Origin of the sequence: Rhizobium sp. 007 (assembly GCF_015353075.1) — a bacterium.
Lineage (GTDB): Bacteria > Pseudomonadota > Alphaproteobacteria > Rhizobiales > Rhizobiaceae > Rhizobium.
Map to the genome: position 1 here is coordinate 1,555,090 of NZ_CP064188.1, position 26,040 is coordinate 1,581,129.

The window sequence follows — 26,040 nt, forward strand, 5'->3', positions numbered from 1 at the left end:
TGCCTATGCCTTTCCCATTTATCTGGTGCACCGCGTCGTGCCGGAACTAAAGGGCTCCGCTGGCAGCGCGCTACCCCTTCCGGCCCTTCATTTGCTAGCGATTGCGGGCGGGGGCATTGATACCAATGACAGGACTTACAGCTTTGGGGCGCTATGAATGCCTGCGCTGCGGCCTGACCGTACGGTTTTCTATCCGGCCTGCCACCGAGAAGATCAGGAAATCGCTGTCCGTGTCGATCCTTTCTCCGTCCATCAATCTCACGACGTCGTCGATGCCCGAAACCGGATGGCGGTCGATTGACAGGAGATAGTCGCCCTCCTGCAGCCCCGCCTTCTCGGCTGGGCTGCCCGGCTCGACGCGGCGAAGTCGGACAGCCGTCTTTTGCACGATACCCGCTTCCAAAGCTATCCTTCGATGGAGCTCGACGGTGTCCGCAGCAATGCCGACATAGGCTCTACGAACGTGACCGAAGCGCAGAAGCTCGGAGACCACATGCTTTGCCGTATTGGACGCGACCGCGAACGCGATGCTTTGCGCGCCTTGGATGACCGCGGTGTTAACGCCGATCACCTCACCCGCAGACGACACCAGTGGACCGCCGGAATTGCCTGGGTTGAGCGCCGCATCGGTCTGGATGATGTCCTCCATCAAACGACCACTGGCCGCGCGCATCGACCGACCCAATGCGGATACTATTCCTGCCGTGACCGTCCATTCAAAGCCCAGAGGATTACCGATTGCTATGGCGATATGGCCGCGCTTAAGGCTTTTTGAGTCTCCCAGTTTCGCCCAAACACCCGTCCAGTCGTTCGCGCGGATCAAAGCGAGGTCGGTGTCAGCATCGCGTCCTAGCACCCTGCCATCGACGACCGCTCCTTCCGGCGTGGTGATCCGGATATTCTTGGCGTCATCCACGACATGATTGTTGGTGACGACAAGGCCATCCGGCGAGATTGCAAAGCCCGATCCATGACCGGCACGCCCACCGGCTCTTTCGATCCGACTGACCGCAGGGCCGACAAGATCGACCGATGAAGACACTGCTAAAGAATAGGCATCCAGCAATCCGGTGTCCGAAGACGGCTGGATGTCGCGATCAATGAAGCCCATTGAAAAACTCCTCGGACGCAGGACGCGTCACGTTGATGACCGGCAGCGTCTACAAAAGAGCAAGAAGCTGTCAGTTACAGGTTAATCGCAACTCAAATGATGCTCGCGGCCATGTTAATCAAGCCACTGACCAGCCCCACACATTCCGTCCTCCCTCTGCCTCCAATTCAATCTCGGCGAGCGGCCAAAAGTTCCGGCATTTCAGCGCCACAGCGCAATAAGCCCGCCGCTTCCGCCGGTAACGGGATCGGTGATTGGCGCGGCGAGGTCTTCAATCCGTTTCTTTTGTTCCGGCGTTGGCTCGTCACGGCAGAGGTCATAATCGGCTCCAGCCGGATAGGCACCGACCACCAGGAAATCGCTGCTTGCCGAAAGCCGGCAATGGCCGGTTCCAGCAGGCAATACCGCTGCATCGCCGGCATGGATCTCGACCTTGAGGCCCGTTGGCCCGCCGAGCATCAACGTCGCCGAACCGATTGCAAAGCCCAGCGCCTCATGGGTTTTCGAATGATAATGATGGAACGGATAGACGCCATTCCGCCACATATTGCCCCAGCCGTTGCGTCCGAACAGCGCTTCAAAGCCGGCTGCCCGGTCGTCACCCTTCAGCACGCCACGATAAAGCAGCAGCGGAAATGTCGGATTGTTCGGAATGACATTGCCAGGCTCAAGCCGGATTGCTTCGGGTTCCATTGTGCGCCTTCTCCTCCACTGAACGATAATCACCATTGCCTCCAGGGGTTCCCGAAAATCTGGGGAACCAACCGCGCTTCGGGTAGTTGTGCATATGCATCTCGAATTCAACAGGAGAAGGAAAGGACATGTCCATGCCTTCCATCAGTTCTGCAAAAATTCTTGTTCTTGCAACTGACGGTTACGAGCGCTCCGAACTACGGGTACCGCATGAGGAGCTGAAAAGGCGTGGCGCCACCGTCAAGATTGCCTCTATCAGGGAGGGCAGCATCAAGAGCTGGAGCAAAGGCGACTGGGGTGATAGCATCGGTGTCGACCTTCTGGCAAAGGAGGTAAAGGTTGCCGATTTCGATGCCCTCGTCCTGCCTGGAGGCCAGATTAATCCCGACAAGCTGCGCGCCGACGAGAATGCAATGCGCGTCGTCCGCGAATTCGTGAAATCGGGTAAGGTTGTCGCCGCCATATGCCATGCACCATGGCTGCTTATCGAAGCCGATGCGTTGCGAGGCCGGCAGGCAACCTCCTACTGGTCGATCAAGACCGACGTGAAGAACGCCGGCGCCACCTGGAAAGATGAAAAGGTCGTGACCGACCAAGGCATCATCACCTCCCGTTCGCCGGACGATCTGGACGCATTCGTTGCAAAGATCGTCGAAGAGATCGAGGAAGGCCGCCACGAGAAGCGAGCCGCTTGATAGGACCTCCTGTTCGCTGAGCCCGCGCACCCCTGCGCGGGCTCTTTTTTATGAGGCTTTGCGGACAGGCGTCTCCGCCGACTGCCGATCGCGAGACAGGAAATCGAGCAGTCGGTTCTCCGCCGCCCGTAGCCCCCACAACGGCTTAGCGGCGGGCAAAATCCCCTCGCCTCCAGAATAGTCCTTGTCTGCGAGCGCAATGATGGAAGGGTGAATGTAACTTGAGCGCGAGATAGCCGCCGTGTTGTGCAACACGGCGGCTGAAGCCTCCGCCATGTCCTTCACGGTCGGCCGTTTGCCCCTTTCGAGCGCATTGCGCGCAACGGCGAAGGCGGCGAGCGAGCCTGCCCACGTCCGAAAGGTCTTCGCGGTGATCGCAATACCTGAAATTTCCGCCAGGTAGCTATTCAGACGCCCGGATTCGATCGGTTTCAGCGTGCCCGTCTCGTCCTTCCAGATAAAAAGCTGGCGACCGGGGAGGTCGGCGATTTCTTCCAGCATCTTTTGCAATCTGGGATGCCTGAGGCTGCGCCGGACACGCTTTCCGCCCTTGGAACGAAATTTCAGTTCGATCCGGCCCTCCACCAGCGTGATGTGCCGCTTCAACAGCGTCGTTGCGCCATAAGTGCCGTTTTCCTTAAGATAGGCTTGGCTGCCGACGCGAAGATGTGCCTCATCGAGCAATGTCGTCAACGCCGCGAGGACACCGCGGACATTTTCCGCACCGACCTCAAGATCGCGCTGCACCTGCCGCCGTATCCTAGGCAAGGCGTGGCCAAAGGCAATCAGCTGATCGAATTTTGCGATGCTGCGGAAGGACTGCCAATCCTTGTGATAGCGATATTGCTTTCGGCCCCGTGCATCAAATCCGGTCGCCTGCAAATGGCCGTTTTCCTTCAGACATATCCAGACGTTTTCGTATGCGGGAGGCAACCCGAGTGCGGCGATACGGTGCTTCTGCTGCGGCTCGCACACCAACGAGCCGTCCGGTAGCCGGTAACAGAAGCCTCGGCCCTTTCTCTGCCTGCGAATACCGGGTTCGGTGTCGCTCACATAAACCAGGCCAATGTCACTTAGGGCTTCAGCACTCATCGCTTTGTTCGATTGCTAACTGTTCCGGCGGCCGAAGCGAAACCAGCGTTGACGTTCAGTCTTTGTGGCATTCTTCGGTGGCACCGAGGCACCTTTCGGCGCAAAGACGGCAATGCTTTCGCGGTAGACCATCACCGGGTTTTCCGGATCGAATACCGTGAATGGATCGTCGGCACCAGTGTCGACCACCCGCTGCCACGTCTTGATGCCGTTCACTCCCGGAAGCGTGACTTCGCAATCACCGCCAGCATTGAATACCATGAAGAGACCATCCATCTTTTCCGCATCCGATGCGAGGACACTCCGTGACACGTAAACGCTCAGCACCCGCAATTCGTTGTCGTTCCAGGCCCCATCGTCCATGAAGTCGCCATCCGGTTTGTACCAGGCGATTTCGATCCGTCCGTCCTCTGCGGTTTCACCTGTCAGGAAGCGCTCCTGCCGAAGCTCCGGCTGCGCCTTACGGAAAGCAATCATCTTCTGACAGAAGGTCAGAAATGGATCGTCAAGCCCGCTCCAGTCGATCCAACCGATTTCGTTGTCCTGGCAATAGGCATTGTTGTTGCCGCCCTGGCTGTTGCCGACCTCATCACCTGCAAGGATCATCGGCACGCCCTGGCTGAGCAGCAGCGTTGCCATCATGTTGCGCCGCCGCCTGCGGCGCGCGTCATTGATATCGGCGTCGCCGGTCGCGCCCTCCATACCCATATTGTCCGAATGATTGTCGGAATGGCCGTCCCGGTTGTCCTCGCCGTTCGCTTCATTATGCTTGCCGTTGAAGGAGACGGTATCCATCAGCGTGAAGCCGTCATGAGCCGAAAGCAGATTGATGGACGATGTCGAGCCACGGTCCGAATGGTTGAACTGCAGCGCCGAGCCGGTAACGCGCTCTGCCATCTCCGACACCTGGCCACCGTCGCCTTTCCAGAAACGTCGAACGTCATCGCGGAATTTGTCGTTCCATTCGCGAAAGGGGTGGGGAAATCCGCCGACCTGATAGCCGCCTTCGCCGACATCCCAAGGCTCGGCAATCAGCTTCACGCCGGCAAGCATCGGATCTTGCCGAATCGCGCTGAAGAAGATGCCCTGCCGGTCGAATTCCATATCCTGCCGGCCGAGCGTGCTCGCCAGATCGAAGCGGAAACCGTCGATGTGCATGGCGCCAACCCAATAGCGCAAGCTGTCGAGCACCATGCGCATCACCATGGGATTGGCAACGTTCAGCGTGTTGCCGGTACCTGTCGTATCGAAGGTGTGGCGGGGATCGTCAGGTGAAAGGATGTAGTAGCTTGCATTGTCGAGGCCGCGAAAGGAAAGCGTCGGACCTCTCTCGCTGCCTTCGGCCGTGTGGTTATAGACCACATCCATGATCACCTCGATGCCGGAGGCATGAAACTTTCTCACCATCGTCTTGAACTCGGTGATCTTGTCGCTCGACATGTAGCGCGACTGCGGCGCGAAGAAACCGAGCGTCTGGTAGCCCCAGTAGTTGGTGAGATCCTTCTCTTCCAGATACCGGTCGTTCGGAAAAAACTGGATCGGCAGCAATTCGACGGCCGAGACACCGAGTTTCGTCAGATGATCGATGATCGGGTCGCTGCACATGCCAAGAAAGGTACCGCGCAATCTGTCCGGTACCTTCGGATGCGTCATCGTCATACCGCGTACATGCGTTTCATAGATGACCGTTTCCGTCCACGGGCGCCGGATTGCCTCATCGCCGTCCCAGTCGAAATCGGGATCCTGCACCACGCCCTTCACCATGAAGGGTGCGCTGTCGCGCTCGTCGAAGGAGAGATCGTCCTTGCCGATCGTATAGCCGTAGAGCGCATCGTCCCATGTTAGATCGCCAACCACCTGCTTGGCGTAGGGATCGAGTAGAAGCTTGTTGGGATTGAAACGGTGGCCGCTTTTTGGATCATAGGGTCCGCTTGCGCGATAGCCATAGACGGTGCCCGGCTTCAGACCGGCGATATAGCCCGACCAGATATCGCCCTCGCGCTTGGGCAACGGCATGCGTGCCATTTCCTTTTTGCCGTCGTCGGAAAAGAGACAAAGGTCGATCTGCTCGGCGTGAGCGGAATAGACAGCAAAATGAGTCCCGGTCCCGGTATATTCGGCGCCCAGTTCCGGCTTCATGAAATCGAGTTCGGAAAAAGAAAAACTCATAATCACTCCGCTTGGTGGATCGCCGAGCGGGAAACGTTACCGCAGTGCGAAAGTTCCCTGCGCCGGCGCCAAGGGCGCTACGGCATGAGCTGGCCGCCATTCACCTCGATGATCTGGCCGGTGATGTATCCTGACAGCGTCGGTGAAGCGAGGAACAGATAAGCACCGACGCAGTCTTCCGATGTACCGACGAAGCCCATCGGAATGGTTTTGCGCTGCATCTCCATCTGTTCGACGTTGGTATAGCGTTCGTGGAACGGCGTTGCGATGACGCCCGGTGCGACGGCGTTGACGCGGATGCGGTCGCCGACGAACTCCTTGGCATGGCCCCGCGTGATCGTCGAGACGAAGCCTTTGGAGGCTGCATAAAGAATCGCACCGTTGCCGCCGCCATTTCGTGCAGCGATCGAGGTGGTATTGATGATAAAGCCGCCCTGCTTCTTCAGCCAGGGATGCGCGGCGCGCGTTGCGGCAAGAACAGAACGGGCATTCAGATCCATTACCTTGGCATAATGCTCGTCGGTATATTCCGCGGTCGGCTTGCGGCCAAGCATGCCGCCAGCATTGTTGATGAGGCCATCGAGATGTCCGAAGGTTTTAGCGGTCTCCTCTACAACGCGTTCCGTCTCGCCTTCCTTTGAAACGTCGCCCTGCACCAGATGCACAATGGTACCAGTGGCTCTGATCTCCTCGGCAAGCTTTTCGGCCGGCTCGCGGCTTGCATTGTAGTGGATGCCAACCTTCATGCCCTGCGCCGCGAAAGCCCGGGCAATGGCCGCACCGATGCCGGTCGATGCACCGGTGATCAGCACCGCTTTGCCGTTCAGATCAGGTATTTTTATGGACGCGAGTGATTGAGCAAGATTAGCCATGGCAGCAGCAGCCTCCCGAAAAGACATGAAATAGATAGTGAAATGGATTTGACGAGCGTCTTAGCAGGCGAAATTGCGGATGGACAACGCGTGAAAGCGAGAACCGCTGTGCGCCGTCAAACTCTTTCGAGAGCTATCGCAATCCCTTGGCCGACGCCAATGCACATCGTCGAGAGCGAATAGCGCCCGCCCGATTCGATGAGCTCCAGCGCAGCCGTTCCGGTAATGCGCGCGCCCGACATGCCAAGCGGATGGCCGAGCGCGATGGCGCCCCCATTGCGGTTGACGCGGGGATCGTCATCGACAATCCCAAGTTCGCGCAGCACGGCCAGCCCCTGCGAAGCAAAGGCTTCGTTCAGCTCGATGACATCGAACTGATCCTCGGTCATGCCGAGCCGCGCCATCAGCTTGCGCGATGCCGGAACCGGTCCGATCCCCATGACACGCGGCGGCACGGCGGCGGCAGCACCGCCCAGGATACGCGCGATCGGCCTCAGGCCATGTTTCCTCGCCGCTGCTTCGGAGGCCAAGACCAATGCCGCGGCGCCGTCGTTGACGCCAGACGCATTACCGGCCGTGACCGTGCCGCCTTCTCTCTTGAACGGCGTACCAAGCTTTCTTAGGGCTTCCATCGTCGTTGCGCGCGGATGCTCGTCCTTCTCGATTACCACGGGAGCGCCCTTGCGCTGTGGGATCACGACTGGCGTGATCTCCTTCGCCAGCCGGCCGTTTGCCTGAGCGGCGGCGGCCTTAGCCTGCGAACGCAGTGCGAAGGTATCCTGATCCTCGCGGCTGACCTTGTAATCCTCGGCGACGTTCTCGCCCGTTTCCGGCATGGAATCGACGCCATACTGATTCTTCATTAGCGGGTTGATAAAACGCCAGCCGATCGTCGTGTCGTAGATTTCGGCATTGCGCGAAAAGGCCGTGTCCGCCTTCGGCATCACGAATGGTGCGCGCGACATGCTCTCCACGCCGCCTGCAATCACCAGTTCCGCCTCGCCGGCGCGAATGGCGCGCGCAGCGGCGATGACCGCATCCATGCCCGAGCCGCAGAGCCGGTTGATCGTCGTCCCCGGGACTGCAATCGGCAGGCCCGCAAGCAGCAGCGACATCCGCGCCACGTTACGATTGTCCTCGCCGGCCTGGTTCGCGCAGCCGAAAACGACGTCGTCGGCGGCCTCCCAGTCGATCGATGGGTTACGCTGCATCAGTGCTTTGAGAGGCACCGCCCCGAGATCGTCCGCGCGCACCGATGACAGAGAGCCGCCGAAGCGGCCGATCGGCGTGCGGATATAGTCGCAGATATAGGCGTCGCTCATGGTCTCTTCCTCAAAGTTCCGGAACGACAAGGTCGGCAACCGGCTCCTCGACATGGAGCGGCGCACCGGTCATGGCCTGCAGTTCCTCAATCGAGATCGCCGCCAGCTTCTCACGCAGCACGAAACGTCCCTTCACAATGTCGACGATGGCGTGGCTCGTATAAACGCGCGTGATGCAGCCGACGCCGGTCAGCGGGAAAGTGCATCTGGCGACGAGCTTCGGCTCGCCGTTCTTGGTGACGTGTTCTGTAATGACAAAGACCTGCTTGGCACCATGGACGAGATCCATCGCGCCGCCGACGGCCGGCACGCCCTTGCTGCCGACGCGCCAGTTGGCCAGATCGCCGCTCTGGGCAACCTGATAGGCACCGAGGATGGCGACGTCGAGATGACCGCCGCGCACCATGGCAAAACTGTCGGCGTGGTGGAAGAAGGACGCACCAGGCTTCAGCGTCACCGGCCTCTTGCCGGCATTGATCAGATCCCAGTCCTCTTCGCCGACAGGTGGCGCTTCACCGAAGTTCAAGATACCGTTCTCGGTATGGAAGATCGCCTGCCGACCGGGCGGCTGGTAGCGGGCCACCATTTCGGGAAAGCCGATGCCGAGGTTCACATAGGCGCCGTCGGCAATATCTTGAGCGGCACGCCAGGCGATCTGAGCATTGGAAAGCTTGATGTCTTCGCGCGTTGTCACGGGTCGGGTATCGACGGTCATAGGTAAGCCACTCCGGCTCGAACGAGCTCTTCTTCCTGCTGCGGATTGGATATCTCGACGAGACGGTCGACGAAGATGCCAGGTGTGACGACATGTTCGGGATCGATCCCGCCCGCAGGCACGATCTTCGAGACCTGTGCGATCGTCTTTGCAGCCGCCATGCACATCAGCGGGTTAAAGTTCCGGCCGGCTTTGTTGTAGGTGAGATTGCCGTGCAAGTCGCCGATATGCGCCTTCACGATCGCAAAATCGGCCTTCAACCAGCGCTCCTGGACATAGTGCCTGCCATCGAATTCGGCGACTATCTTGCCTTCGGCAAGCTCGGTGCCGTAGGCCGTCGGCGTGTAGAAAGCCGGGATGCCGGCACCGGCCGCACGGATGCGTTCGGCAAGCGTCCCCTGCGGCACGAGTTCCAGCTCGATCTCCCCGGCAAGATATCTTTGCGTGAAGGCACGCGGGTCCGAGGAACGCGGGAAGGAGCAGATCATTTTCCGCACCATGCCGGCGTCGATCATCGCGGCGATGCCGATGCGGCCGTTGCCGGCATTGTTGTTGATGACGGTCAGGCTCTTCGGTCCCTTGTCGATGAGAGCGTGGATAAGCTCGATCGGTGCCCCTGAGCCGCCGAAACCACCGATCATGATGCTGGCGCCGTCACTGATTTCGCAGACAGCTTCCGCCGCGCTCCTGATTGTCTTGTCCATGCGGGATCTCTCCTTGCCGAATAGGCGGGACACGCTCCTCCCATGCCCGTGATCACGAATAGTGCGAGACGAAATCGGCGGCAAGATACTTTGTGCGCTATTTGACTTTTGTTCGTATATCGCACAGAGTTAAAATTCCGATTGGAGGTCAAAATGCGGGAAACGGATTTCGTCAGCGGCTTTGCCCGCGGCTTGAAAGTCATCGAAGCCTTCGGTGAGACGCACCAGCGTCTGTCGATCACAGAAGCTTCCAAGCTCGCCGGCCTTGACCGCGCCACCGTCCGCCGCTCGCTTCTGACGCTCGCAGAGCTCGGTTATGCGGATTACGACGGAAAGTTCTTCACATTGACGCCGAAGATCCTGCGCCTCGGCCATGCCTATCTTTCGGCAACGCCCTTGCCCCTGCAGATCCAACCGCATCTCGACCAATTGTCCGAAAAGGCCGGGCAGAGCGCCTCGGCCTCGGTTCTCGATGGCAGCGAGATCGTCTATATCGCCCGCGCCTCGCAACGCCGCGTCATGTCGATCAATCTGACGCCAGGCAGCCGTCTGCCTGCCTATTGCGCCTCGATGGGCCGTGTGCTGCTCGCAGCACTGCCGGAAAGTGAAGCGCGTGCTATTCTTGGCCGGACGGAATTGAAGCAGAACACGCCGAACACCAAGACCGACCTGGAAGACCTGATTGCCGAATTCCGCCGCATCCGCTCAAAAGGCTATGCCATCATCGATCAAGAGCTTGAAATCGGCCTTTGCTCCATCGCCGTTCCGGTCGAAAACGATCGAGGTAAGACGGTTGCGGCAATCAACATCGGAGCGCCGGCAGCCCACGCCCCTGCATCGGAAATGGCCGGGCGCTATCTGCCTCTTTTACAGGAGACGCAAAGGGCCTTGCGGCTGGTTTTGCGATAGCGGGCGAGAGCCCTTCCCCGCAAGCCGAAGCGAAGTCATACCCCGAGCCTCGTCCGCTCGGCCATACGCCATATGCGCGGCGTCTCGCCCGTCCGTTTCAGAAAGAAGCGCGAGAAGTAGGCCGGATCGGCAAAGCCCAACCGGTAGCCGATCTCCTGGACGCTGCCGAAGGTGAAGACCAGTTCGCGTTTTGCCTCATCCGTCAGCTTGCGGGCGATGAGTTCGTGCATGCTATGTCCCGTTGAAGCCTTGACGATGCGGTTCAGATGCGTCGGCGAGATGCCGAGCGCGCGAGCGTAGAAGGCGGCCGGCTTATGTCCCCTTAGATGCTGCTGCATCAGGCCGCTTAGAACCTCCATGCGTCGGCTATTCTCATCGGCCATCTCACTCTCGGCACCTTCGCAAATCCGCGCCGTCAGTTGCAGTGCGGAAGTCAGATAGGCATCCAGCAGATCGTTCCGGCCGCTCCGCCGCCCCGAAAACTCTTCTCCCAACCGCGTCAGCGTCTGCGCCACGTAAGCGGCATCCTCGTTTTGCATATCGAGCTCCGTCAGGTGCGGTTTCGCCAGCCACTCCCCGAACCAGCTGCGATCGCCAGGTGTGGCCTTCAGATGCGAGGCGAGCACCGTGATAACAAAGCCATCGATATCTTTCGAAAAGCGGAAGCCATGCCTCAGGCCGGGCGGTACGGTGATCACCGAGCGCGGATGGATTGCATGCCGCTCCTGGCCGAAGATCGCATCGCCCGATCCGGAATCGATGTACAAGATCTGAAGGAAGCTTTCATGCCGATGCAGCCGGATTTCCCAGTGATGAAGGCTGCTGCGCGATGGAATTGTCTCGCAATGCACCCAGAAATCCGGCTTTTTGCCGGCACTCTCGCCATAGAGCTCATAGGTCGGAACGAATTTCGTCATCGCACGCACATCCCTTGATGTTCGATTTGTGCAATTTCTCGGATGAAAAGTCCATTGCCGGGGCTGTCGCCTGAGAGGAGAATTTGACGAAAGACAAGCGCGGGGAGGAAGCATGCGCACACAGGTTGCGATTATCGGCTCCGGGCCATCCGGACTTCTGCTCGGCCAGCTCTTGACGGAGGCCGGTATTGAAAACGTCATTCTGGATCGGGTCGGCAAGGACTACATTCTCGGACGCGTTCGTGCCGGGGTCTTGGAGGAAGGCACGGTTAACCTTATGGATCAGGCAAAGGCCGGCGCCCGAATGCATGCCGAAGGCCTGCCGCATGACGGCTTCTCGCTTGCCTTCGACGGTCGCGATCACCGCATCGATCTCTTTGGGCTTACCGGAGGCAAGCGCGTCATGGTCTATGGCCAGACGGAACTCACACGCGACCTGATGGACCATCGCGAAAAGAGCGGCACCTTGACGATCTACGACGCGGCTGACGTCCAGCCGCACGAATTCAACGGCCGGCTCCCCTGCGTCACCTATAATAAGGACGGCACCACGCATCGTATCGATTGCGATTTCATCGCCGGCTGTGACGGCTTTCATGGTGCAAGCCGCAAAGCCGTGCCGGAAAGTTCGCTCCGCGCCTTCGAGAAGGTCTACCCCTTCGGCTGGCTCGGCATCTTGGCTGACGTGCCGCCGGTCAGCCACGAGTTGATCTATGCCAACCATCCCCGCGGCTTCGCGCTCTGTTCGATGCGCTCGCAGACCCGCAGCCGCTATTACATCCAGTGCCCGCTCGATGAAAAAATCGAGAACTGGGGCGACGACCGTTTCTGGGCGGAACTCCGCCGCCGCCTTCCAACTCACCACGCAGACGCAGTGATCACCGCACCGTCGTTCGAAAAGTCGATCGCACCGCTTCGATCCTTCGTCTCCGAGCCGATGCGTTTCGGCCGGCTGTTCCTGGTCGGGGATGCCGCCCATATCGTCCCGCCAACGGGCGCCAAGGGCCTCAACCTCGCCGCCAGCGACGTACACTACCTTTTTGGCGGCCTTATCGAGCACTATCAGGATCGCTCGGATGCCGGTATCGATGCTTATTCCGAACGCGCGCTCTCCCGCGTCTGGAAAGCCGTCCGCTTCTCCTGGTCGATGACGAGGATGATGCACCGGTTCCCCGATACGAGCGACTTCGACCAGAAGATCCAGGAAGCCGAACTCGACTATTTGACGCATTCCCAGGCAGCCGCGACAGCGCTTGCGGAAAACTATGTTGGGCTTCCCTACTAGCCGAAGCGTTCCGCTTCCAAATGGTCCCGCTGAAAGGATCTCATCGGCCTGCTTGAGACGCTAGACGGCGGCCTCAGCTTCGGCTTGCCCACGCTAAGAGGCATTTCGTCGAAAGGAATGCGAACCGGCCACCCCGCAATTGCGTAGCCTTTAAAACAGGCAAGTCGCCGCGAAGGTGAAGAATTGCCAATGCGATTTTCCATTTCTTCAAACGAGAACGCATCCTCAGAACCGAATGACCACACTTTCATGCGGCCCAAGTGAAAGGCAACCGTTCACCTCCTTACCTGTGAGCAAGTCGACGCCGGTTGGCAGTGACGAGACCTCGACTCTGCCTTCATCCGTATTGAGCACGAACAGCAGTTTCCTGTCGGCAGCTTCACGGACGGTCACTTCCATATTCGCGGGAAGGTCGGCGATCAGCGGCGCGATACCGGTGTGTGCGAAGAGCTGGTCAGCCAGGCCTTCGACCAAGGCCTCCGTAAGATACGTGCCTATGTAGACAGCACGACCCCTGCCCACTTTGCGGTTCGTAATGGCTGCCCGCCCGCTGGCAAAGCGGCTGCTCCACTGCCCAAGCACCTCGACGTCCGGGTATCGGCTGTTCGCTCGTGATCAAGGGCGAGATCTATCACGGAAGCCACAGTGCCGCCGGCAAGCTTGGCCACACGACCTCCGTTCCGAATGGCCGATTGTGTGAATGCGGCCGGCGGGGATGCCTGATGGCGCATGCAGCCGAGCCCTACATGCTGGACGAATGGCAGAGCCGGTCCGGCTCTTCGATAAGCCGCGATGAGTTTGCCAGGTCCGTCGAACATCAAGAAGACCTCGCACTTTCGATTTTGTCGGACTGTGGTTCGAGGATCGGACGACACCTGGCCGACATGGTCAATCTGTTCGATCCGGAGATCATCGTCGTGGGCGGAGAAGCCGTGCAATTCGGTGATGCGCTACTCGACCCGATCCGCAAAACAATGGAGGAATTCGCGTTCTTCACCAAGCCGGAACTCGTCGCAGATTGGGTTCCGAGTTCCTGGGCAAGGGGCGCTGCCGCACTCGCGACGCAGAACATTTTCGACTTCGAACGCTCACCAAGTGGTTGATGGGCTGAGGAGGCCCCGGGATTTGGCGGGATCGCACGTTGAGCAGGGTCGCTGATCCGCGGGTGCCAGGTGGCCAAAATCAATTTCCAAGCGGGTAACTCCTATGTCTTTCAGCAGGTGATCATTTAGAGCCGAAAGCGCACAGCTGGTGGCTGGCGGTTCCTCCCTGCCGCCAAATGTTCCAATGACGGCCCGCAATATTTTGAGCATCCACTCCACCGTTCGGAGCGGCCGTTTTGTGGCTGACGTCATTTGCAATGCTCTCCAATTTGGCGGCTGCAATTTGCGAACTCTGCAGAGGTGGACGGCGTGAGGCTACGCAATCACCGGTTCCCTTTTTGCCTTGGGCCGGCAAGTGGTCTCCGCCGGATGTTTTCACGGAAGAGGCACTGCCGTCCTAATGCAGGCCACTCCTGCTGAGTGTACGATCGCCGGATTAGAGCCGCGCTTCGAGGATCAGGTTGAACGGCGTTTCCATGGCGCGGCGGAAACGGGTGAAGCCCGCCTTGCGGAAGACTCCTGCCAGGCGGGCTTCGCCGGCCTGCGCACCAAGTACCATACGGCCGCCATCTGCAATTGCGTGGGCGCAGCAGATCGTCGTGGAAGCCGCATAATACATTCTGGCAACCGGCGAGATATTGTCTTCCACCCGATCGTTGGCGAAGGGTTCCACGAGTACGACCGTACCATCTGGTGCAATCGCCTTAGCGGCATGTGCGGCCGCGGCAACGGGATCTCCCATATCGTGCAGGCAATCGAAGAAGCAGATCAGGTCGTAGCCGGTTCCTGGATAGTTGTCGGCCGGAGCTGCCGCGAACGTTGCCTGCTCCGAAACGCCTGTCATGGTGGCAACCTTCCGGGCTTCGATCAGGGAGCCCTGATGAGTGTCGAAGCCACAAAATCTCGAAGCCGGAAATGCCTTGGCCATGAGGGCGGTGGAATGTCCGTGTCCGCAGCCGATATCGGCCACAAATGCCCCGGCCTTGAGCTTTTCGACGACTCCATCGAGAGCCGGCAGCCATTCGGCGACCAAGCTTGCCTTGTACGCATTGCGGTAGAAGGCGGCAACTCCGCAATAGAGACGTCCGTCATGGTCGCCCCACGGTACGCCGTTGCCAGTGCGGAAGGCCTCTACCGCCTTGTCCTCGTCCGCCCACATTGAAGCAGGGACTGCCCAGGCGTTAGGAATGAAGACAGGGCTATCCTCGTCGGCAAGGACAAGCGCTTGCTCCGGCGTGAGCTCATATGTACCGCTGATCGCGTGGTAAGCGACATAGCCGCCAGCGACCTGCGAATTGAGCCATTCGCGAACGTAGCGTTCGGCGCATCCGGCGCGGCGGGCAAGCTCGTGCGATGTAAGCGGGCCTGCTTCGGCCATTGTCTTATAAAGGCCGAGCCGGTTTCCAAGACTCACCATCACGCCGCCATAGCCGGCCGAAAGATCTCCGACCACGCGCGAAAGAAGCGTATCTAGCTTTGCCGAATCGATCGTGCTGATTTGGACATGTCCCATTTCAATTCCCCTGTTCAAAAGCCTTCGGAAGCGGAGGGCGGGGAGAGCATCGCAGTTTTAGGGAGTGCCCGGCAGAGCGGAACTGTCCAGAAACGGGCCGATCGTGCCACATCACCGGGGCGTGGCGCGGTTGCCCCATCCGCGTTATCGTGTCGTCCTTGCGTCAAAGGAAATCTAACATGCTGCAAAACGCTGAGCAGACGGGTCCGGAGCCGCTCCATGTCAGCCTCATCGCTATTCCCGAGGCCGTGGTGTCGACGCTGAGTGGCATCTTCGACGTGATGAACGCCTTTGTTATTATGCCTCCGCTAGGCGACGCACAGCGCCGCGCGCCACCGTTCCAGGTCGAGATTGTTGGGCTCGAATCCGGGCCGCTGTCGCTTGCCAGTCGCGTCCCCGTCATGGTCCAACGCAGCATTGCCGCACTTGATACGACCGACATCATTATCGTCCCTTCCATCCTGCTTGGCCCTGAGGGGTGGCGAAAAGGTCGACACCCGGAACTAGTAGAATGGCTGCGAGCCATGCACCGGCGCGGTGCGCTTCTATGCTCGGCTTGCTCCGGCGTTTTCCTGCTCGCCGAAACAGGGCTCTTCGATGGCGCAGAGGCGACGGTACATTTCGGTTACGCCAACGCCTTCGCGGCAACTTTTCCGCAGGTCCATATCCACCCTGAGCGGGTTCTGGTCGTTTCGGGCGAGCGCGAAGAACTTGTAAGTTCAGGAGCCTCCATGACCTGGCATGATTTGGTCCTCTACCTGATTGCTAGACATGCGGGAGCGACCGCCGCACAGGCAGTTGCGCGCTGCTTTGCCCTCCAATGGCATCAGGACGGACTTACGCCCTACATGGTATTCGAGGGGCGCAACGATCATGGAGACGTCGCTGTCCAGGCGGCTCAGGAATGGGTGGCCACGCATTTCCCCGTGGCGAGCCCGCTTGAGGAAATGATCCGCCGCTCCGGACTTGCCGAGCGCACCTTCAAACGCCGTTTCACAGCCGCGACCGGATTGAGCCCGATCGCCTACGTGCAGCGCCTAAGGATCGAGGACGCGAAACGCCGTTTGGAGCGGACGGAGGCATCGGTCGACGAGATCGGCTGGCAGGTCGGTTACGAGGAACCGGCTTTTTTCCGCCGTCTCTTCAAGCGAGTCACCGGCTTGACGCCAGGGGGCTATCGACGGCGTTTCAGAATTCCTGAGTATGCACAGACCCGTGTAAGGGATTAAGGTGCTCGACTAGGCCGTTCGGCACGTTACACTTGTTTCCGGCAAATTCCGCACTATCGCTCAGGCTGTCGGAATTCCCAGCCGGAGATATCGGTAACACGTTTCGATCTTCGCGGCAGGTGTCGATGCCGTTGTGCCGGTAGCTCTAAGCTCAAGCAAGACCGGTGACAGACCTTCAGGAAAATGACGGGCGCACAGGACATTCCATGCTTTACGCCATCCTATCACGAAGAAAGTGGTCGAATCCTGGACCAAAGAGGAGGATGCGGCGCTGATGAGCGAACTGCTCCAGGTCAATGATCGCCTCGTCGAGGAGAAGCATTTAGGACCGGCTGCGCGGCTTGGCCCGACGGGGCGCGCCGTGACCTTGCGGGGGGACGGGTGCCGGCATGATCTCCGACGGCCCTTTGCTGAAACCAAGGAGCAATTGCTCGGCTTCTACGTCGTGGATTATCCAACGCTTGAGGCAGCCGTCGCCGCAGCGCGCGACCTGCGCCGCGCCATCCCTCCGCGGTCTACGAAATCCGGCCGATCTCGCTTTCTCTCCCTGGTGCGCCACTGGCATCGCGGGACGAGGGTTGGGTGGGCGTGCGCGCCGCAGCATTTTACCCCACGCTGCGACGCCTGGCGCGACACGTTCCTGGGCAAAGGCCGCAAAGACATTAAATGGGCCGCCATCTGCCAAAGAGCCAGCTCTATCTGTTGGGTGGAAGCGATTCCGCCGTATTAGCAGCGCGCCTCGTAGGTCCGTCCATAGCGATCTCGATACACGCAGTAGCCGCGACGTTCGGTCGAGCGGCCAATCAGGGCGCCGGCGACGCCGCCGGCGACGGCTCCGACCGCAGCACCTTCCCAGCTATTGCTGACGGCCCCGCCGATAACTGCTCCGGTGCCGGCCCCAATGGCCGTTCCCTTCTCCGTCGCTGTGCAAGATGCCAGGGCACCAACGAAGGCACTCGCAATGACAATTTTTCTCATCATTTTGAACGCCTCCTTATCTGCCGATACTACTGCTGCGCGGGAGAGGCCGGCGGCGTAGCCGGTGCCGGCGTCGCGTTGTTATCAGCTGGTGCCATCGGCTTTGCCGGACCAGGGGTTGGCTCAGAATTCGTCGTGGATGCCGTGGGCTGCGGATCCGTATCCGGAGCACCGCTCCACAGTGTGTAGGCAACCGCAATCACGGCGATTGCTGCAATGGCGGCGGCCCAGCCCACCCATGCGCTGGATCGGGTGTGCTCCACCGGTGTCGTGCGGAGGTCCAGATCGGGGTTCGGGGTCGTTGTGCGATTAGGATCGTTCGGATTATTAGGGTCGTACGTCATCTTCATTCTCCGCTTTCTGATGAATAAGGAAGCGTTGGATGGCTTTTTTGTTCCGCTAGCGCGCCGGCCCGATCTCCTGTGTCGGACTTTAGTCCCAGATCGATCGGACTTTGGCCCCATGAAAGACCAAGTCCAAAGTCCTTCTGAATTTCAGACTGTGGTCCCGGATCGGGAACGTCATTCACTGCCCGGCATTGGGGTGGCGTGCCGGAAGAACGGTCAAAGGAGGTTTGCAATGAAGGACGATGGATCCACCCGTGGCAAAAGTGGCTGGAGCGTGGCGGCCGTCGTCATTGTCATCGCCCTTGCCGCCTTGCTCCACGTCTATGGTCAACTCCTGTCGGGCGACAGCGAGCAATTGACGAGGAGTCTTCGTGAAGCCGCGGCCACCGCCGATGGAGGCTAACGGGATCGAGAAGCACACGAGTTGACCCGCGGGGGCTGTTCAATCTCATCCATCCTTCGGTCGACTTTTCGATTGGTTGGCGACGAAGTGCGACAGCTCATTCTAGTCGTTGCAGCTCAAGACGGGTGTTGCTATGAACGATCTAGTGTTCATTCAATCATAGTTCGGGACCAGTGTCTGAGGCCCCGTCGGCATGAAAGAGGCCGCCGCACGCGCTGAGCGAACGCAGCACCGAGATGCAGGTGATGATCGAGGGACAGTTAAACGCCTAGACTTCGGCACCTCAGATCCTAACGACGGTCCGATCCGCGGTCGCAACAACTGCCTTACGGAATGCAGTTCTTTTCAATGTCATTTGCCACAAATCTTGCAGCACGGTTCCAGGCTTCGCCTGTGTCGCCTCGATACGTTATAAACCGGTCGCAGGTGGGCTTGTTGGTGTGGATGTCCAACAGGACATACTTCGCCCAGCCCACCAAGGTGCTCATCTTGTGAATCTCGCCTATCAGCAAGTAATTCGCGCCAGCCGTTTTCGCCTCTTTCGAAAGCTCCGCGATCCCCGGTTCGCGCGCCGTGCACCGCCCATTCTGGCAAGCCAACGAAGTGATGCTGATCTTGCTACGTTTCGAGAGACTGTCGCGTAGGGTTGAGACAAACGCCGTCAACCGAGCATCGTGGTCGCCGAGCTGGTGACCAGCTTCGCCGGACGTGTCCCTAAAGTCAAAATTGGCAACGGCTACCGTTAACGGTTCAATCGTGTCGGCAACGGCGACTGATGCAAGGGCGCTGGCACCCGCCAACGCTGTGGCGGCCCACCAACCTGGGAAGCACCATCTCCTTGCAACGTTAAAGCTCGCTTTTACCACGTGCTCCTCCCAACTTAAATTTGACGCCAAGCCAGGGGCAGCGTCCTATGTTGCCTCACGCGAGATGAACGCCGCTGCCATGCCAACGCGTTCAGTAACCGGAAGTCTGGTGCAAGGATCGGCCACGATAGCCGCCCGTGACCAGCGCCACCATCCTCGATCTAGCCATTGCGCTATGACGGCGTCTCCTCGTAAGAAATCGCCTTCCGGGTAAGTCGGCTTGGACGAAAACTCAGTTCAGTCGCTGGCCGCCACTTGCGAAGAGGTGGATATTGGCGAGTTCCGGACGGACGCGGATCGTCGCGCGGGTTGAGAGCGATACGCGCTCTCGAAAGACGCCTTTGACCTGCGTTTCACCGAGCTTCATCGTTACCTGTGTCTCCGAACCCATCGGCTCGACGAGCGCGACCTCCGCCGGCACGCCGTTATCGTCGAGAGCAAAATGCTCGGGCCGGATGCCGTAAACCGCCTTGCGGTCACTGAACTCGTGGGCGGCTTGCGGAAGCGGCAGCAGTATGCCGGGTGCGGCGAAACCCGTCGACGTGATCGTGCCGGATAGGAAATTCATGGCCGGCGAGCCGATAAAACCTGCCACGAACTGGTTGGCGGGCCGGTCGTAAAGATCGAGCGGGGCGCCGATCTGCTCCACCCGCCCGCTATTCAGCACGACGATCTTGTCGGCCATGGTCATGGCCTCCACCTGGTCATGGGTGACATAGATGGTCGTGGTCTTGAGCTTCTGGTGCAGGCTCTTGATCTCGCCGCGCATGACGACCCGGAGCTTCGCATCAAGGTTCGACAGCGGTTCGTCGAACAAGAAGACCTGTGGGTTTCGGACAATCGCCCGGCCCATGGCGACGCGCTGGCGCTGGCCGCCGGAAAGCTGGCGCGGATAGCGATCGAGCAGATGCGACAGGCCGAGAATGTCCGCCGCCCACTTCACCCGCTCCGCGATCTCGGCCTTGCCTGTGCCGCGATGTTCCAGCGAAAAGCCCATATTGGTCGCGACGGTCATATGCGGATAAAGTGCATAGTTCTGGAAGACCATGGCGATGTCGCGATCCTTCGGGTCGAGGTCGTTGACCACACGCCCGCCGATTTTGATATCTCCGCCGGTGATCGTTTCCAGCCCGGCGATCATGCGCAGAAGCGTGGACTTGCCGCAGCCGGATGGACCGACCAGCACCACGAATTCGCCGTCGCTTATGCCGAGATCGACACCGTGGATGATGTCGACGGCGCCATAACTCTTGCGGACACGGGAAAGGGTAACTTCAGCCATGAATCAGGTTTCCGGTTCTTCAGCCCTTGAGGCCGGTATGCGCGAGCCCTTCGACGAATTGCTTCTGCGCGATGATGAAGACGATGAGAACGGGGAGCGCCGTCAGCGTCGCGGCGGCGAGCTGGATGTTCCACATCGGACCGCCATAGGCGTCGGTATATTGGGTCAGCGCCTGAGGCAGGGTGAATTTTTCCGCGCTCGACAGGAACACGATCGGTTCGAGGAACAGGTTCCACGAATGGAGGAAAGTGAAGATCGCCACTGAGGCGAGCGCCGGTTTCGCCAGCGGCAGAGCGATTTTCCGAAAGATCTTGAAGCGGCCGAGGCCGTCGACGCGTGCCGCCTCTTCCAGCTCCGCCGGCAGCGTCACGAAGAACTGCCGCATGACGAACGTGGCAAAGACGCTCGGCGCCCCGAAGATCGGCACAAGGACCAGCGGCCAGTGGGTATTCACCATGCCGGCTTTCAGGAACATCTGGAAAAGCGGCACGATCGTCACCTCAGACGGGATAAGCAACCCGAGCAGCACGATCATGAAGATCGTGTTAGCGAAAGGAAATTTAATGCGCGCAAAGGCATAACCAGCCATGGAGGAGACGATCATCGTGCCGACCGTCACCACCGCGGCAATATAGGCCGAGTTCCAGTATTGCTGCACGAAAGGCTGCAGCTCGAAAACCTTGCGGTAGGTCGTCCAGTCATACCTTGCCGGAACGAGTTGCGGTGGAAAGGCGAAGATGTCGCTGATCGGTTTCACCGAAGACGTCACCATCCACCAGGTCGGAAAGACGAAGGGGATGAGCAGCACGCACATCAACCCGTAGAGAAAAACCTTCATGCGCGGGGAGAACTCAGCTTTCATAGAAGACGATCCTCTTGCGCATCTGCCACTGGGCGAAGGTCAGCACGGCGACGATCGCGAAGAGCAGGATCGACAGCGTCGAGCCATAGCCGAAGAAATGGAACTGGAAGGCCTGCTGGTAGAGGTAATAGACGAGCACCGTCGTCGAAAGCCCTGGGCCGCCTTGGGTCAGCACCGCGATCTGCGCGAAAACCTGCAGCGATCCGACGATGGTGATGATCGAGGTCAAGACCATCGTCGGGCTGATCAGCGGCAGGGTGATGCGGCGGAACTGCTTGAAGCGCGGCGCGCCGTCGATCCGCGCAGCCTCGTAGAGCTCGTTCGGCACGCCCTGCAGCGCCGCCAGGAACAGGATCATGTTGAGGCCGACATTCTTGAAGACCTGCACGACGATGACGGAGATCATCGCGGTCGTTTCCTCGCGAAGCCAGTTCGGCCCTTCGATGCCGAAGACCTGCAGTACGCCGTTGATGCCGCCATTCTTCTGAAGCAGGAACCCCCAGACAATTGTCCAGGCAACCAGCGAGACGACGACCGGCGAAAAGAACAGCGTGCGGAAGATGGCGATGCCTGCGAGCTTCTGGTTGAGGAGAACCGCAAGCAGGAGCGCCAGGGAGAGGTTGAAAACGACGAGCCCGGCGGAAAAGATCGCGGTCGCCCCCAGGACTTCCAGGAGGTTCGTATCCTCGATCAGCATCCAGTAGTTCTGTGCGCCCGTATAGGTGAAGGTATTGGCAAGCACGTTCCACTCGTGCAGCGAATACCAGAAGACGAGCCCAAGCGGGATCAGCACGAAGACGACGATGCCGATCAGCTGCGGGGCGATGAAGAGGAAACCAGCGAGACTGTCGCGCCGCGCAACCGTCCAGAACGGCGATGAGGAGCGGTCTTCCGCAATTGCGCGATCTTGCGCGACAGCCATCTTACACTCCCTTAGCGCTTCAAGAGTGGGCCGATCTGGCCGCAGATCTTCTGGAGCGCGCCCGGGATATCCGCATCCGGACGCCAGACGGCATCGAGGCCGGAACGAACGGCCTGCTGGATCTGCGCAAAGCCGGTGTGTCCGGGGATGACCTTGCCCGTTACAATTCCGGAGATGACGACCTTGTCGATCTGCTCCTGGCTCAGAAGCGGATTGGTCTTCTTCAGCACTTCAGCATTGAGCAGCGACTTGCGGGCCGACGGGAAGAACTGGCTGAGCTTGGCCGAGTTTTCCGGGCTCGTCATGTAAGCGACGAATTCGGCGGCCGTCTTGGCGTTTTTCCCGGTCTGCATGACGCCGATACCGGCCTGGCCGATCAGCGCATAGTCACCGGCAGGTCCCTTCGGCAGCGGCACCAGATCCCAGGAGAAGGGCTTGTCCTTCGGCAGCAGCGAGGCGCGGCTGATCTGCGTGATCGTCATCGCCGCATTGCCGGCGAAGAAATCGACGTTTTCGCCGGGACCCGGGATCGCCTTCTTCTTGAAGATCGCCTCATGGATGAAGGTCAGCGCGTCGACCATCGGCTTTTCCGTCATCGTGCAGGTCTTGCCGTCGGCGCTCCAGGGGGAAGCGCCCCAGCCGTTCCAGATGGAGGCGAGATTCTGCCAGATCTGGTAGTTGAAGTCGCGGACGATCAGGCCGCCCTTGCCATTCTGGCCCACGGCTGAAGCTGTGGCGATCGCGTTGTCCCAGGTCCATTGGCCGGCGGCGATGAGCTCGGCAGGCGTCTTCGCACCAGCAGCCTTGATGACGTCGTTGTTGACGAACATCGCGAACGGCGAGGTGGAGAAGGGATAGGCGTAGAACTTGCCGTCCTTCGCCCAGCGTTCGGTCGCAGTGGCGCTCACTTCGTCGAGATTGTAGCCCTGCGTCGCCTTGAGTGTATCGGTGAGCGGATAGAGCGCGCCCGAATTGACGAAGTCATAGGCCGAAGTCTCGAAGATCCAGGCCATGTCCGGCGCATTGCCGCCGGCGATCTGGGTGGTCAGCGCGGTGGTGTAGGTGTCGAACGGCAGCGACTCAAAGGTCACCGTGACGTTCGGATGGTCCTTCTTAAACCCGGCAGCGATCTCGTTGAAGAGCTTCAGATGCGCCTCGTTGGCGCTCCAGATGGTCATTCGCAGGTTGACCGCATCCTGTGCGTTGGCGATGCCGCCCCAAGGGAGCGCGATGGCGAGCGGCACGGCAACGGCAAGCGCCACCACCTGCGATTTCAGTGTCCTGTGATAATTCATTCCCGTTCCTCCTCCTAAGATCGGTTTGCTTGGTCAGTAGGCCGCGATGTCCGGCCAGCGGATTTCAATGCCCTCACGGGTGAGCTCTCGCTGGAAGTCGCGGAGATGCTCGTCGTTTTCCTGGACCTGGTGAGGTTTCAGTCCTTTCTCCAGGCAATAGGCCGCGAGCATGCCGGCCACTTCGCCGATATTCCATTCGACTGGATGAAGGCGGTAGCAGCCGTTGGTGATGTGGGTGGTGCCGATGTTCTTACTGGCCGGAATGAGGTTCTTCATCCGCTCAGGCAGCAGCGCGCCGAGCGGGATCTCGAACGGACAGGACGCCACATCGATATAGTTGTCGCCGCCGGTCGAGGGATGAAGGTCGATGCGATACATGCCGATTCCGACGCTGTCGCGATAGCTCACGGCACCTTTTCCTCCGCGTACAGCATAAGAAAGATCCTGTTCGACGACGCGCGTTACCGGCTTGATGCGGCGGCTTTCGCGGACATAAGGGGCCATGGCGAGGCCATGTTCGGTGCCCGTGATGTCGCCGCGGAGCCGTAGGCCGCGATAGCCCTGCCCGCCGTCGACGCGCGGCGCTTGCGTCTGCAGCCAGTAGAAGACCGAGTAAGAAAGATCGGCGGCCGACTTCAGGTGCTTCGCCTTCTCCTCTTCGGAAACGTCGACGATCGTGCCGTCCATGTAGTCGATCATCGGCCAGTTCACGAAGCAGATGTCGGATTCGTAGAAGCCGGGCACGAAATTGCGGCGTGCCGCGATGCGGCGGAAAAGCCAGAGGTTTTCGTCGCCACCGCCCTTGCGCTGGTCGGCATCGACCAGCAGCGGATTGTCGTCAACATTCGGCGTGAACGAGCGGGTCGTGAATTCCAGCGTGCGCGGATGCGGCGCAGTGAAACCAAGCAGCGGGCCGCCCCAGAAATGCGGCTGATACTTGCACCAGTAGTCGTAGTGCTCCGGCTTGTCGATCGTCTGGTCGCCATCCACGCAATCGACGGCGAAGCAGACCGACACCGCCTGGACGTTGTCCGGCTGGGCTTTTGCCGGTGCATTAGGCTCGCCCGTATCGGACTGGGCCTCGAAACCCTTCACATACTCGGTGCCGGTCATCGGCAGCAGATCGCCAAGTTCGGTCGCATCAAGGATGTAATTGGCAGCGATGACGATCTCCCTGCCCGTATCGCGATGGCGGACGGTGATGGAGCGAACCCTATCGCCATCGACATCAGCCGTGACCGGTCTATAGGGCTGCAGCACCTTGAGACGACCGGCGCCACGATAGGGCATCAGCATCGCTTCCATCACCGCGAGGCTGACCCGCGGCTCGGCGCAGATGCGACTCACCCAGCCGCCGCCCGGATTGAGATCGCCCCAGCCCCGAGCCGCTTCGGTCAGCGGGTAGTTGTCGCGGTAATACTGGCGAATGCCATTGCGCAGCTTTCGATAGGAGCGCGTGATGCCGAACTGCTCGACCCAAGTATGCTCGTCGGAGGGCACGGCCTGGCTGGTCGACTGACCGCCGATCCAGTCGAATTCCTCGGTCATAATGACGCTCTTGCCCGCCCGGCATGCACCAAGTGCCGCCGCTACACCGCCGAGGCCGCCGCCCACCACCAGAATATCCGCTCGCATCTCTTTCGCAGGCATGTATGTCACGTTCTCACATCCGTTTCTTTGCAGAGCCGAAAGGGGCGGGACCAAGCGTCTCGCCTTCGACCGGTTCACAGGTCAGAAGAATTTGTTCGATCGGGGCCGCACCCTCGATTCGGCGCACCAGCATGGCGGTCGCCTGCCGCCCCATTTCTTCGCGAGGAATGTCGAAGGCGGTGAACTGCACATGGCTGCGCTCGGCGCGCACATGGCTGCCGAGTACGATCGCCGAGAAATCTTCGGGGACGGAAAGGCCGCGCTTGCGAGCCGCCGCCTCGACGCGCACCGCATCCGCCAGTTCGATGAAGAAGACGGCAGTCGCGCCGCTCGCGACGATGACATCGAGGGTCTCGCCGGCCGGCCGACCGACCTCGTCGACATGCAAAACCAGCTCGGCGCCCGCGGTGGTCGCGTCTGCAAAGCCGCGCCAGCGGTCCGCGACCGATTCGGCCGATCCACTGGGGCCGACGTAAGCCAGCTTCTCGTGTCCCAACGCCCTCGCCTTCTCGACCAGTGTCCGCGTGCCGTTCGTGTAATCGCCGCCGACGTAAGGAACGGGTCCGCCAGCGTCCTCACGTCGGCCGATCGCCACGAAGGGATAATTGCCAGAAACCAGCCGCTTGAGTTCGGCGCGATCGAATTCGCGGCCAAGCACAAGGCAGCCGTCGGCGATCCTGAGCCGGTTGCCGTCGGCAAAGATCTTCCGTTCCCGGCCGACACCGGCGCCGGTCAAAAGCAGGAGATCGTAGTTCTGCGCCTGCGCTTCTTCCTCGATGCCGAGCAGGAAGGGCGCGAAGAAGTCCGCCTGCTCGCTCGGGAAGGCTGGTTCGTAGGTGAAGACGCCGAGAATGCGATTGAGGCCCTTGGCCATGCGCCGGGCGATCGGGTCGGCCACATAACCCGTCGTGCGGATGACATGCTGCACACGTTCGCGGGTGTCCTGCGGGATGCGCGCCAGAGCTGCGGGAGCGCCATTCAGCACAAGCGAGACGGTCGCCTGGCTGACGCCGGCTAGTTTCGCAATATCGTGCTGAGTCAAGCGCTTACTGCCTGTCACGCCAATCCCTCCCGTCCCCTCTTGACTGCTAATGCGTATTAGCTGC

26 protein-coding genes and 1 pseudogene are annotated in these 26,040 nt (G+C 60.0%); 7 read left to right on the top strand and 20 right to left on the bottom strand.

Annotated elements, in window-relative coordinates:
• Positions 1–151: 151 nt before the first annotated feature.
• Together ISN39_RS28460 and ISN39_RS28465 are read right to left on the bottom strand one after the other, a co-directional pair.
• Positions 152–1,111 (bottom strand): trypsin-like peptidase domain-containing protein, encoded by a 960-nt coding sequence (locus ISN39_RS28460; RefSeq protein ID WP_194731359.1) that lies wholly within the window; start codon positions 1,109–1,111, stop codon positions 152–154.
• A gap of 201 nt (positions 1,112–1,312) precedes the next feature.
• Positions 1,313–1,804, bottom strand: a complete 492-nt coding sequence (locus ISN39_RS28465) for a cupin (RefSeq protein ID WP_194731360.1) — start codon at positions 1,802–1,804, stop codon at positions 1,313–1,315.
• Between the two features lie 134 nt (positions 1,805–1,938).
• Here ISN39_RS28465 and ISN39_RS28470 point away from each other — a divergent pair, with 134 nt between their 5' ends.
• Entirely contained in the window at positions 1,939–2,499 is a 561-nt protein-coding gene (locus tag ISN39_RS28470) for a type 1 glutamine amidotransferase domain-containing protein (RefSeq protein ID WP_194731963.1), read from the top strand.
• 48 nt (positions 2,500–2,547) lie between these two features.
• On the opposite strand, the gene ISN39_RS28475 is transcribed toward ISN39_RS28470, so the two are convergent.
• From ISN39_RS28475 to ISN39_RS28500, 6 genes are all read right to left on the bottom strand, one after another.
• Entirely contained in the window at positions 2,548–3,591 is a 1,044-nt protein-coding gene (locus ISN39_RS28475; protein ID WP_194731361.1) for a DNA topoisomerase IB, read from the bottom strand.
• A 15-nt stretch (positions 3,592–3,606) separates the two neighbouring features.
• Entirely contained in the window at positions 3,607–5,760 is a 2,154-nt protein-coding gene (gene glgX, locus ISN39_RS28480; protein WP_194731362.1) for a glycogen debranching protein GlgX, read from the bottom strand.
• A 77-nt stretch (positions 5,761–5,837) separates the two neighbouring features.
• Positions 5,838–6,632: an SDR family oxidoreductase gene (locus ISN39_RS28485; protein ID WP_194731363.1), complete on the bottom strand. Its 795-nt coding sequence runs from the start codon at positions 6,630–6,632 to the stop codon at positions 5,838–5,840.
• A 116-nt stretch (positions 6,633–6,748) separates the two neighbouring features.
• On the bottom strand, positions 6,749–7,954 hold the full coding sequence (pcaF, locus tag ISN39_RS28490) for a 3-oxoadipyl-CoA thiolase (RefSeq protein WP_194731364.1): 1,206 nt from the start codon (positions 7,952–7,954) through the stop codon (positions 6,749–6,751).
• Positions 7,955–7,964: 10 nt separating this feature from the next.
• Positions 7,965–8,669, bottom strand: coding sequence for a CoA transferase subunit B (locus tag ISN39_RS28495; RefSeq protein ID WP_194731365.1), 705 nt, complete (start codon positions 8,667–8,669; stop codon positions 7,965–7,967).
• On the bottom strand, positions 8,666–9,373 hold the full coding sequence (locus ISN39_RS28500; protein WP_194731366.1) for a 3-oxoacid CoA-transferase subunit A: 708 nt from the start codon (positions 9,371–9,373) through the stop codon (positions 8,666–8,668). The genes ISN39_RS28495 and ISN39_RS28500 overlap by 4 nt, the downstream gene beginning before the upstream one ends.
• A 153-nt stretch (positions 9,374–9,526) precedes the next feature.
• On the opposite strand from ISN39_RS28500, the gene ISN39_RS28505 reads away from it, so the two are divergent.
• Entirely contained in the window at positions 9,527–10,282 is a 756-nt protein-coding gene (locus tag ISN39_RS28505; RefSeq protein ID WP_194731367.1) for an IclR family transcriptional regulator, read from the top strand.
• Positions 10,283–10,317: 35 nt separating this feature from the next.
• Here ISN39_RS28505 and ISN39_RS28510 read toward each other — a convergent pair whose 3' ends face one another.
• On the bottom strand, positions 10,318–11,199 hold the full coding sequence (locus ISN39_RS28510) for a helix-turn-helix domain-containing protein (protein WP_194731368.1): 882 nt from the start codon (positions 11,197–11,199) through the stop codon (positions 10,318–10,320).
• Between the two features lie 112 nt (positions 11,200–11,311).
• On the opposite strand from ISN39_RS28510, the gene pobA reads away from it, so the two are divergent.
• Complete coding sequence (gene pobA, locus ISN39_RS28515) at positions 11,312–12,484, top strand: 4-hydroxybenzoate 3-monooxygenase (RefSeq protein ID WP_074071616.1); 1,173 nt, start codon at positions 11,312–11,314, stop codon at positions 12,482–12,484.
• Between the two features lie 225 nt (positions 12,485–12,709).
• Here pobA and ISN39_RS28520 read toward each other — a convergent pair whose 3' ends face one another.
• Positions 12,710–13,066 (bottom strand): beta-galactosidase trimerization domain-containing protein, encoded by a 357-nt coding sequence (locus tag ISN39_RS28520; RefSeq protein WP_194731369.1) that lies wholly within the window; start codon positions 13,064–13,066, stop codon positions 12,710–12,712.
• 29 nt (positions 13,067–13,095) lie between these two features.
• Between ISN39_RS28520 and ISN39_RS28525 the strand changes: the two genes are divergently transcribed.
• Positions 13,096–13,587, top strand: coding sequence for an ROK family protein (locus ISN39_RS28525; protein WP_246763459.1), 492 nt, complete (start codon positions 13,096–13,098; stop codon positions 13,585–13,587).
• Positions 13,588–14,023: 436 nt separating this feature from the next.
• Here the strand turns inward: ISN39_RS28525 and ISN39_RS28535 are convergent, their stop codons facing one another.
• The gene (locus ISN39_RS28535) at positions 14,024–15,100 is read right to left on the bottom strand and encodes a class I SAM-dependent methyltransferase (protein WP_194731371.1); all 1,077 of its coding nucleotides are present in this window, start codon (positions 15,098–15,100) and stop codon (positions 14,024–14,026) included.
• A gap of 179 nt (positions 15,101–15,279) precedes the next feature.
• Between ISN39_RS28535 and ISN39_RS28540 the strand changes: the two genes are divergently transcribed.
• Together ISN39_RS28540 and ISN39_RS28545 are read left to right on the top strand one after the other, a co-directional pair.
• Complete coding sequence (locus ISN39_RS28540; RefSeq protein WP_074071607.1) at positions 15,280–16,329, top strand: helix-turn-helix domain-containing protein; 1,050 nt, start codon at positions 15,280–15,282, stop codon at positions 16,327–16,329.
• A gap of 223 nt (positions 16,330–16,552) precedes the next feature.
• Positions 16,553–16,908, top strand: a pseudogene (locus tag ISN39_RS28545) (YciI family protein); the annotation flags it as partial.
• A 147-nt stretch (positions 16,909–17,055) separates the two neighbouring features.
• On the opposite strand, the gene ISN39_RS28550 reads toward ISN39_RS28545, so the two are convergent.
• Positions 17,056–17,310, bottom strand: coding sequence for a YMGG-like glycine zipper-containing protein (locus ISN39_RS28550; RefSeq protein ID WP_194731372.1), 255 nt, complete (start codon positions 17,308–17,310; stop codon positions 17,056–17,058).
• Positions 17,311–17,336: 26 nt separating this feature from the next.
• Positions 17,337–17,651, bottom strand: coding sequence for a hypothetical protein (locus ISN39_RS28555; RefSeq protein WP_194731373.1), 315 nt, complete (start codon positions 17,649–17,651; stop codon positions 17,337–17,339).
• A 235-nt stretch (positions 17,652–17,886) separates the two neighbouring features.
• Between ISN39_RS28555 and ISN39_RS28560 the strand changes: the two genes are divergently transcribed.
• Positions 17,887–18,057 (top strand): hypothetical protein, encoded by a 171-nt coding sequence (locus ISN39_RS28560; protein ID WP_167377989.1) that lies wholly within the window; start codon positions 17,887–17,889, stop codon positions 18,055–18,057.
• A gap of 326 nt (positions 18,058–18,383) precedes the next feature.
• Here the strand turns inward: ISN39_RS28560 and ISN39_RS28565 are convergent, their stop codons facing one another.
• The 7 genes from ISN39_RS28565 to ISN39_RS28595 all read right to left on the bottom strand — a co-directional run bounded on the left by ISN39_RS28565 (position 18,384) and on the right by ISN39_RS28595 (position 25,994).
• A complete protein-coding gene (locus tag ISN39_RS28565; RefSeq protein WP_194731374.1) occupies positions 18,384–18,923 on the bottom strand; it encodes a DUF2380 domain-containing protein in 540 nt (179 codons plus the stop codon).
• A gap of 232 nt (positions 18,924–19,155) precedes the next feature.
• Complete coding sequence (gene ugpC, locus ISN39_RS28570; protein WP_194731375.1) at positions 19,156–20,205, bottom strand: sn-glycerol-3-phosphate ABC transporter ATP-binding protein UgpC; 1,050 nt, start codon at positions 20,203–20,205, stop codon at positions 19,156–19,158.
• A 19-nt stretch (positions 20,206–20,224) separates the two neighbouring features.
• On the bottom strand, positions 20,225–21,067 hold the full coding sequence (locus ISN39_RS28575) for a carbohydrate ABC transporter permease (protein WP_194731376.1): 843 nt from the start codon (positions 21,065–21,067) through the stop codon (positions 20,225–20,227).
• A complete protein-coding gene (locus ISN39_RS28580) occupies positions 21,057–21,989 on the bottom strand; it encodes a sugar ABC transporter permease (protein ID WP_194731377.1) in 933 nt (310 codons plus the stop codon). The genes ISN39_RS28575 and ISN39_RS28580 overlap by 11 nt, the downstream gene beginning before the upstream one ends.
• 11 nt (positions 21,990–22,000) lie before the next feature.
• The gene (locus tag ISN39_RS28585; protein ID WP_194731378.1) at positions 22,001–23,284 is read right to left on the bottom strand and encodes a sugar ABC transporter substrate-binding protein; all 1,284 of its coding nucleotides are present in this window, start codon (positions 23,282–23,284) and stop codon (positions 22,001–22,003) included.
• 33 nt (positions 23,285–23,317) lie between these two features.
• Complete coding sequence (locus tag ISN39_RS28590) at positions 23,318–24,919, bottom strand: FAD-dependent oxidoreductase (protein WP_194731964.1); 1,602 nt, start codon at positions 24,917–24,919, stop codon at positions 23,318–23,320.
• Between the two features lie 28 nt (positions 24,920–24,947).
• On the bottom strand, positions 24,948–25,994 hold the full coding sequence (locus tag ISN39_RS28595; RefSeq protein WP_194731379.1) for a LacI family DNA-binding transcriptional regulator: 1,047 nt from the start codon (positions 25,992–25,994) through the stop codon (positions 24,948–24,950).
• Between the last annotated feature and the right edge of the window lie 46 nt (positions 25,995–26,040).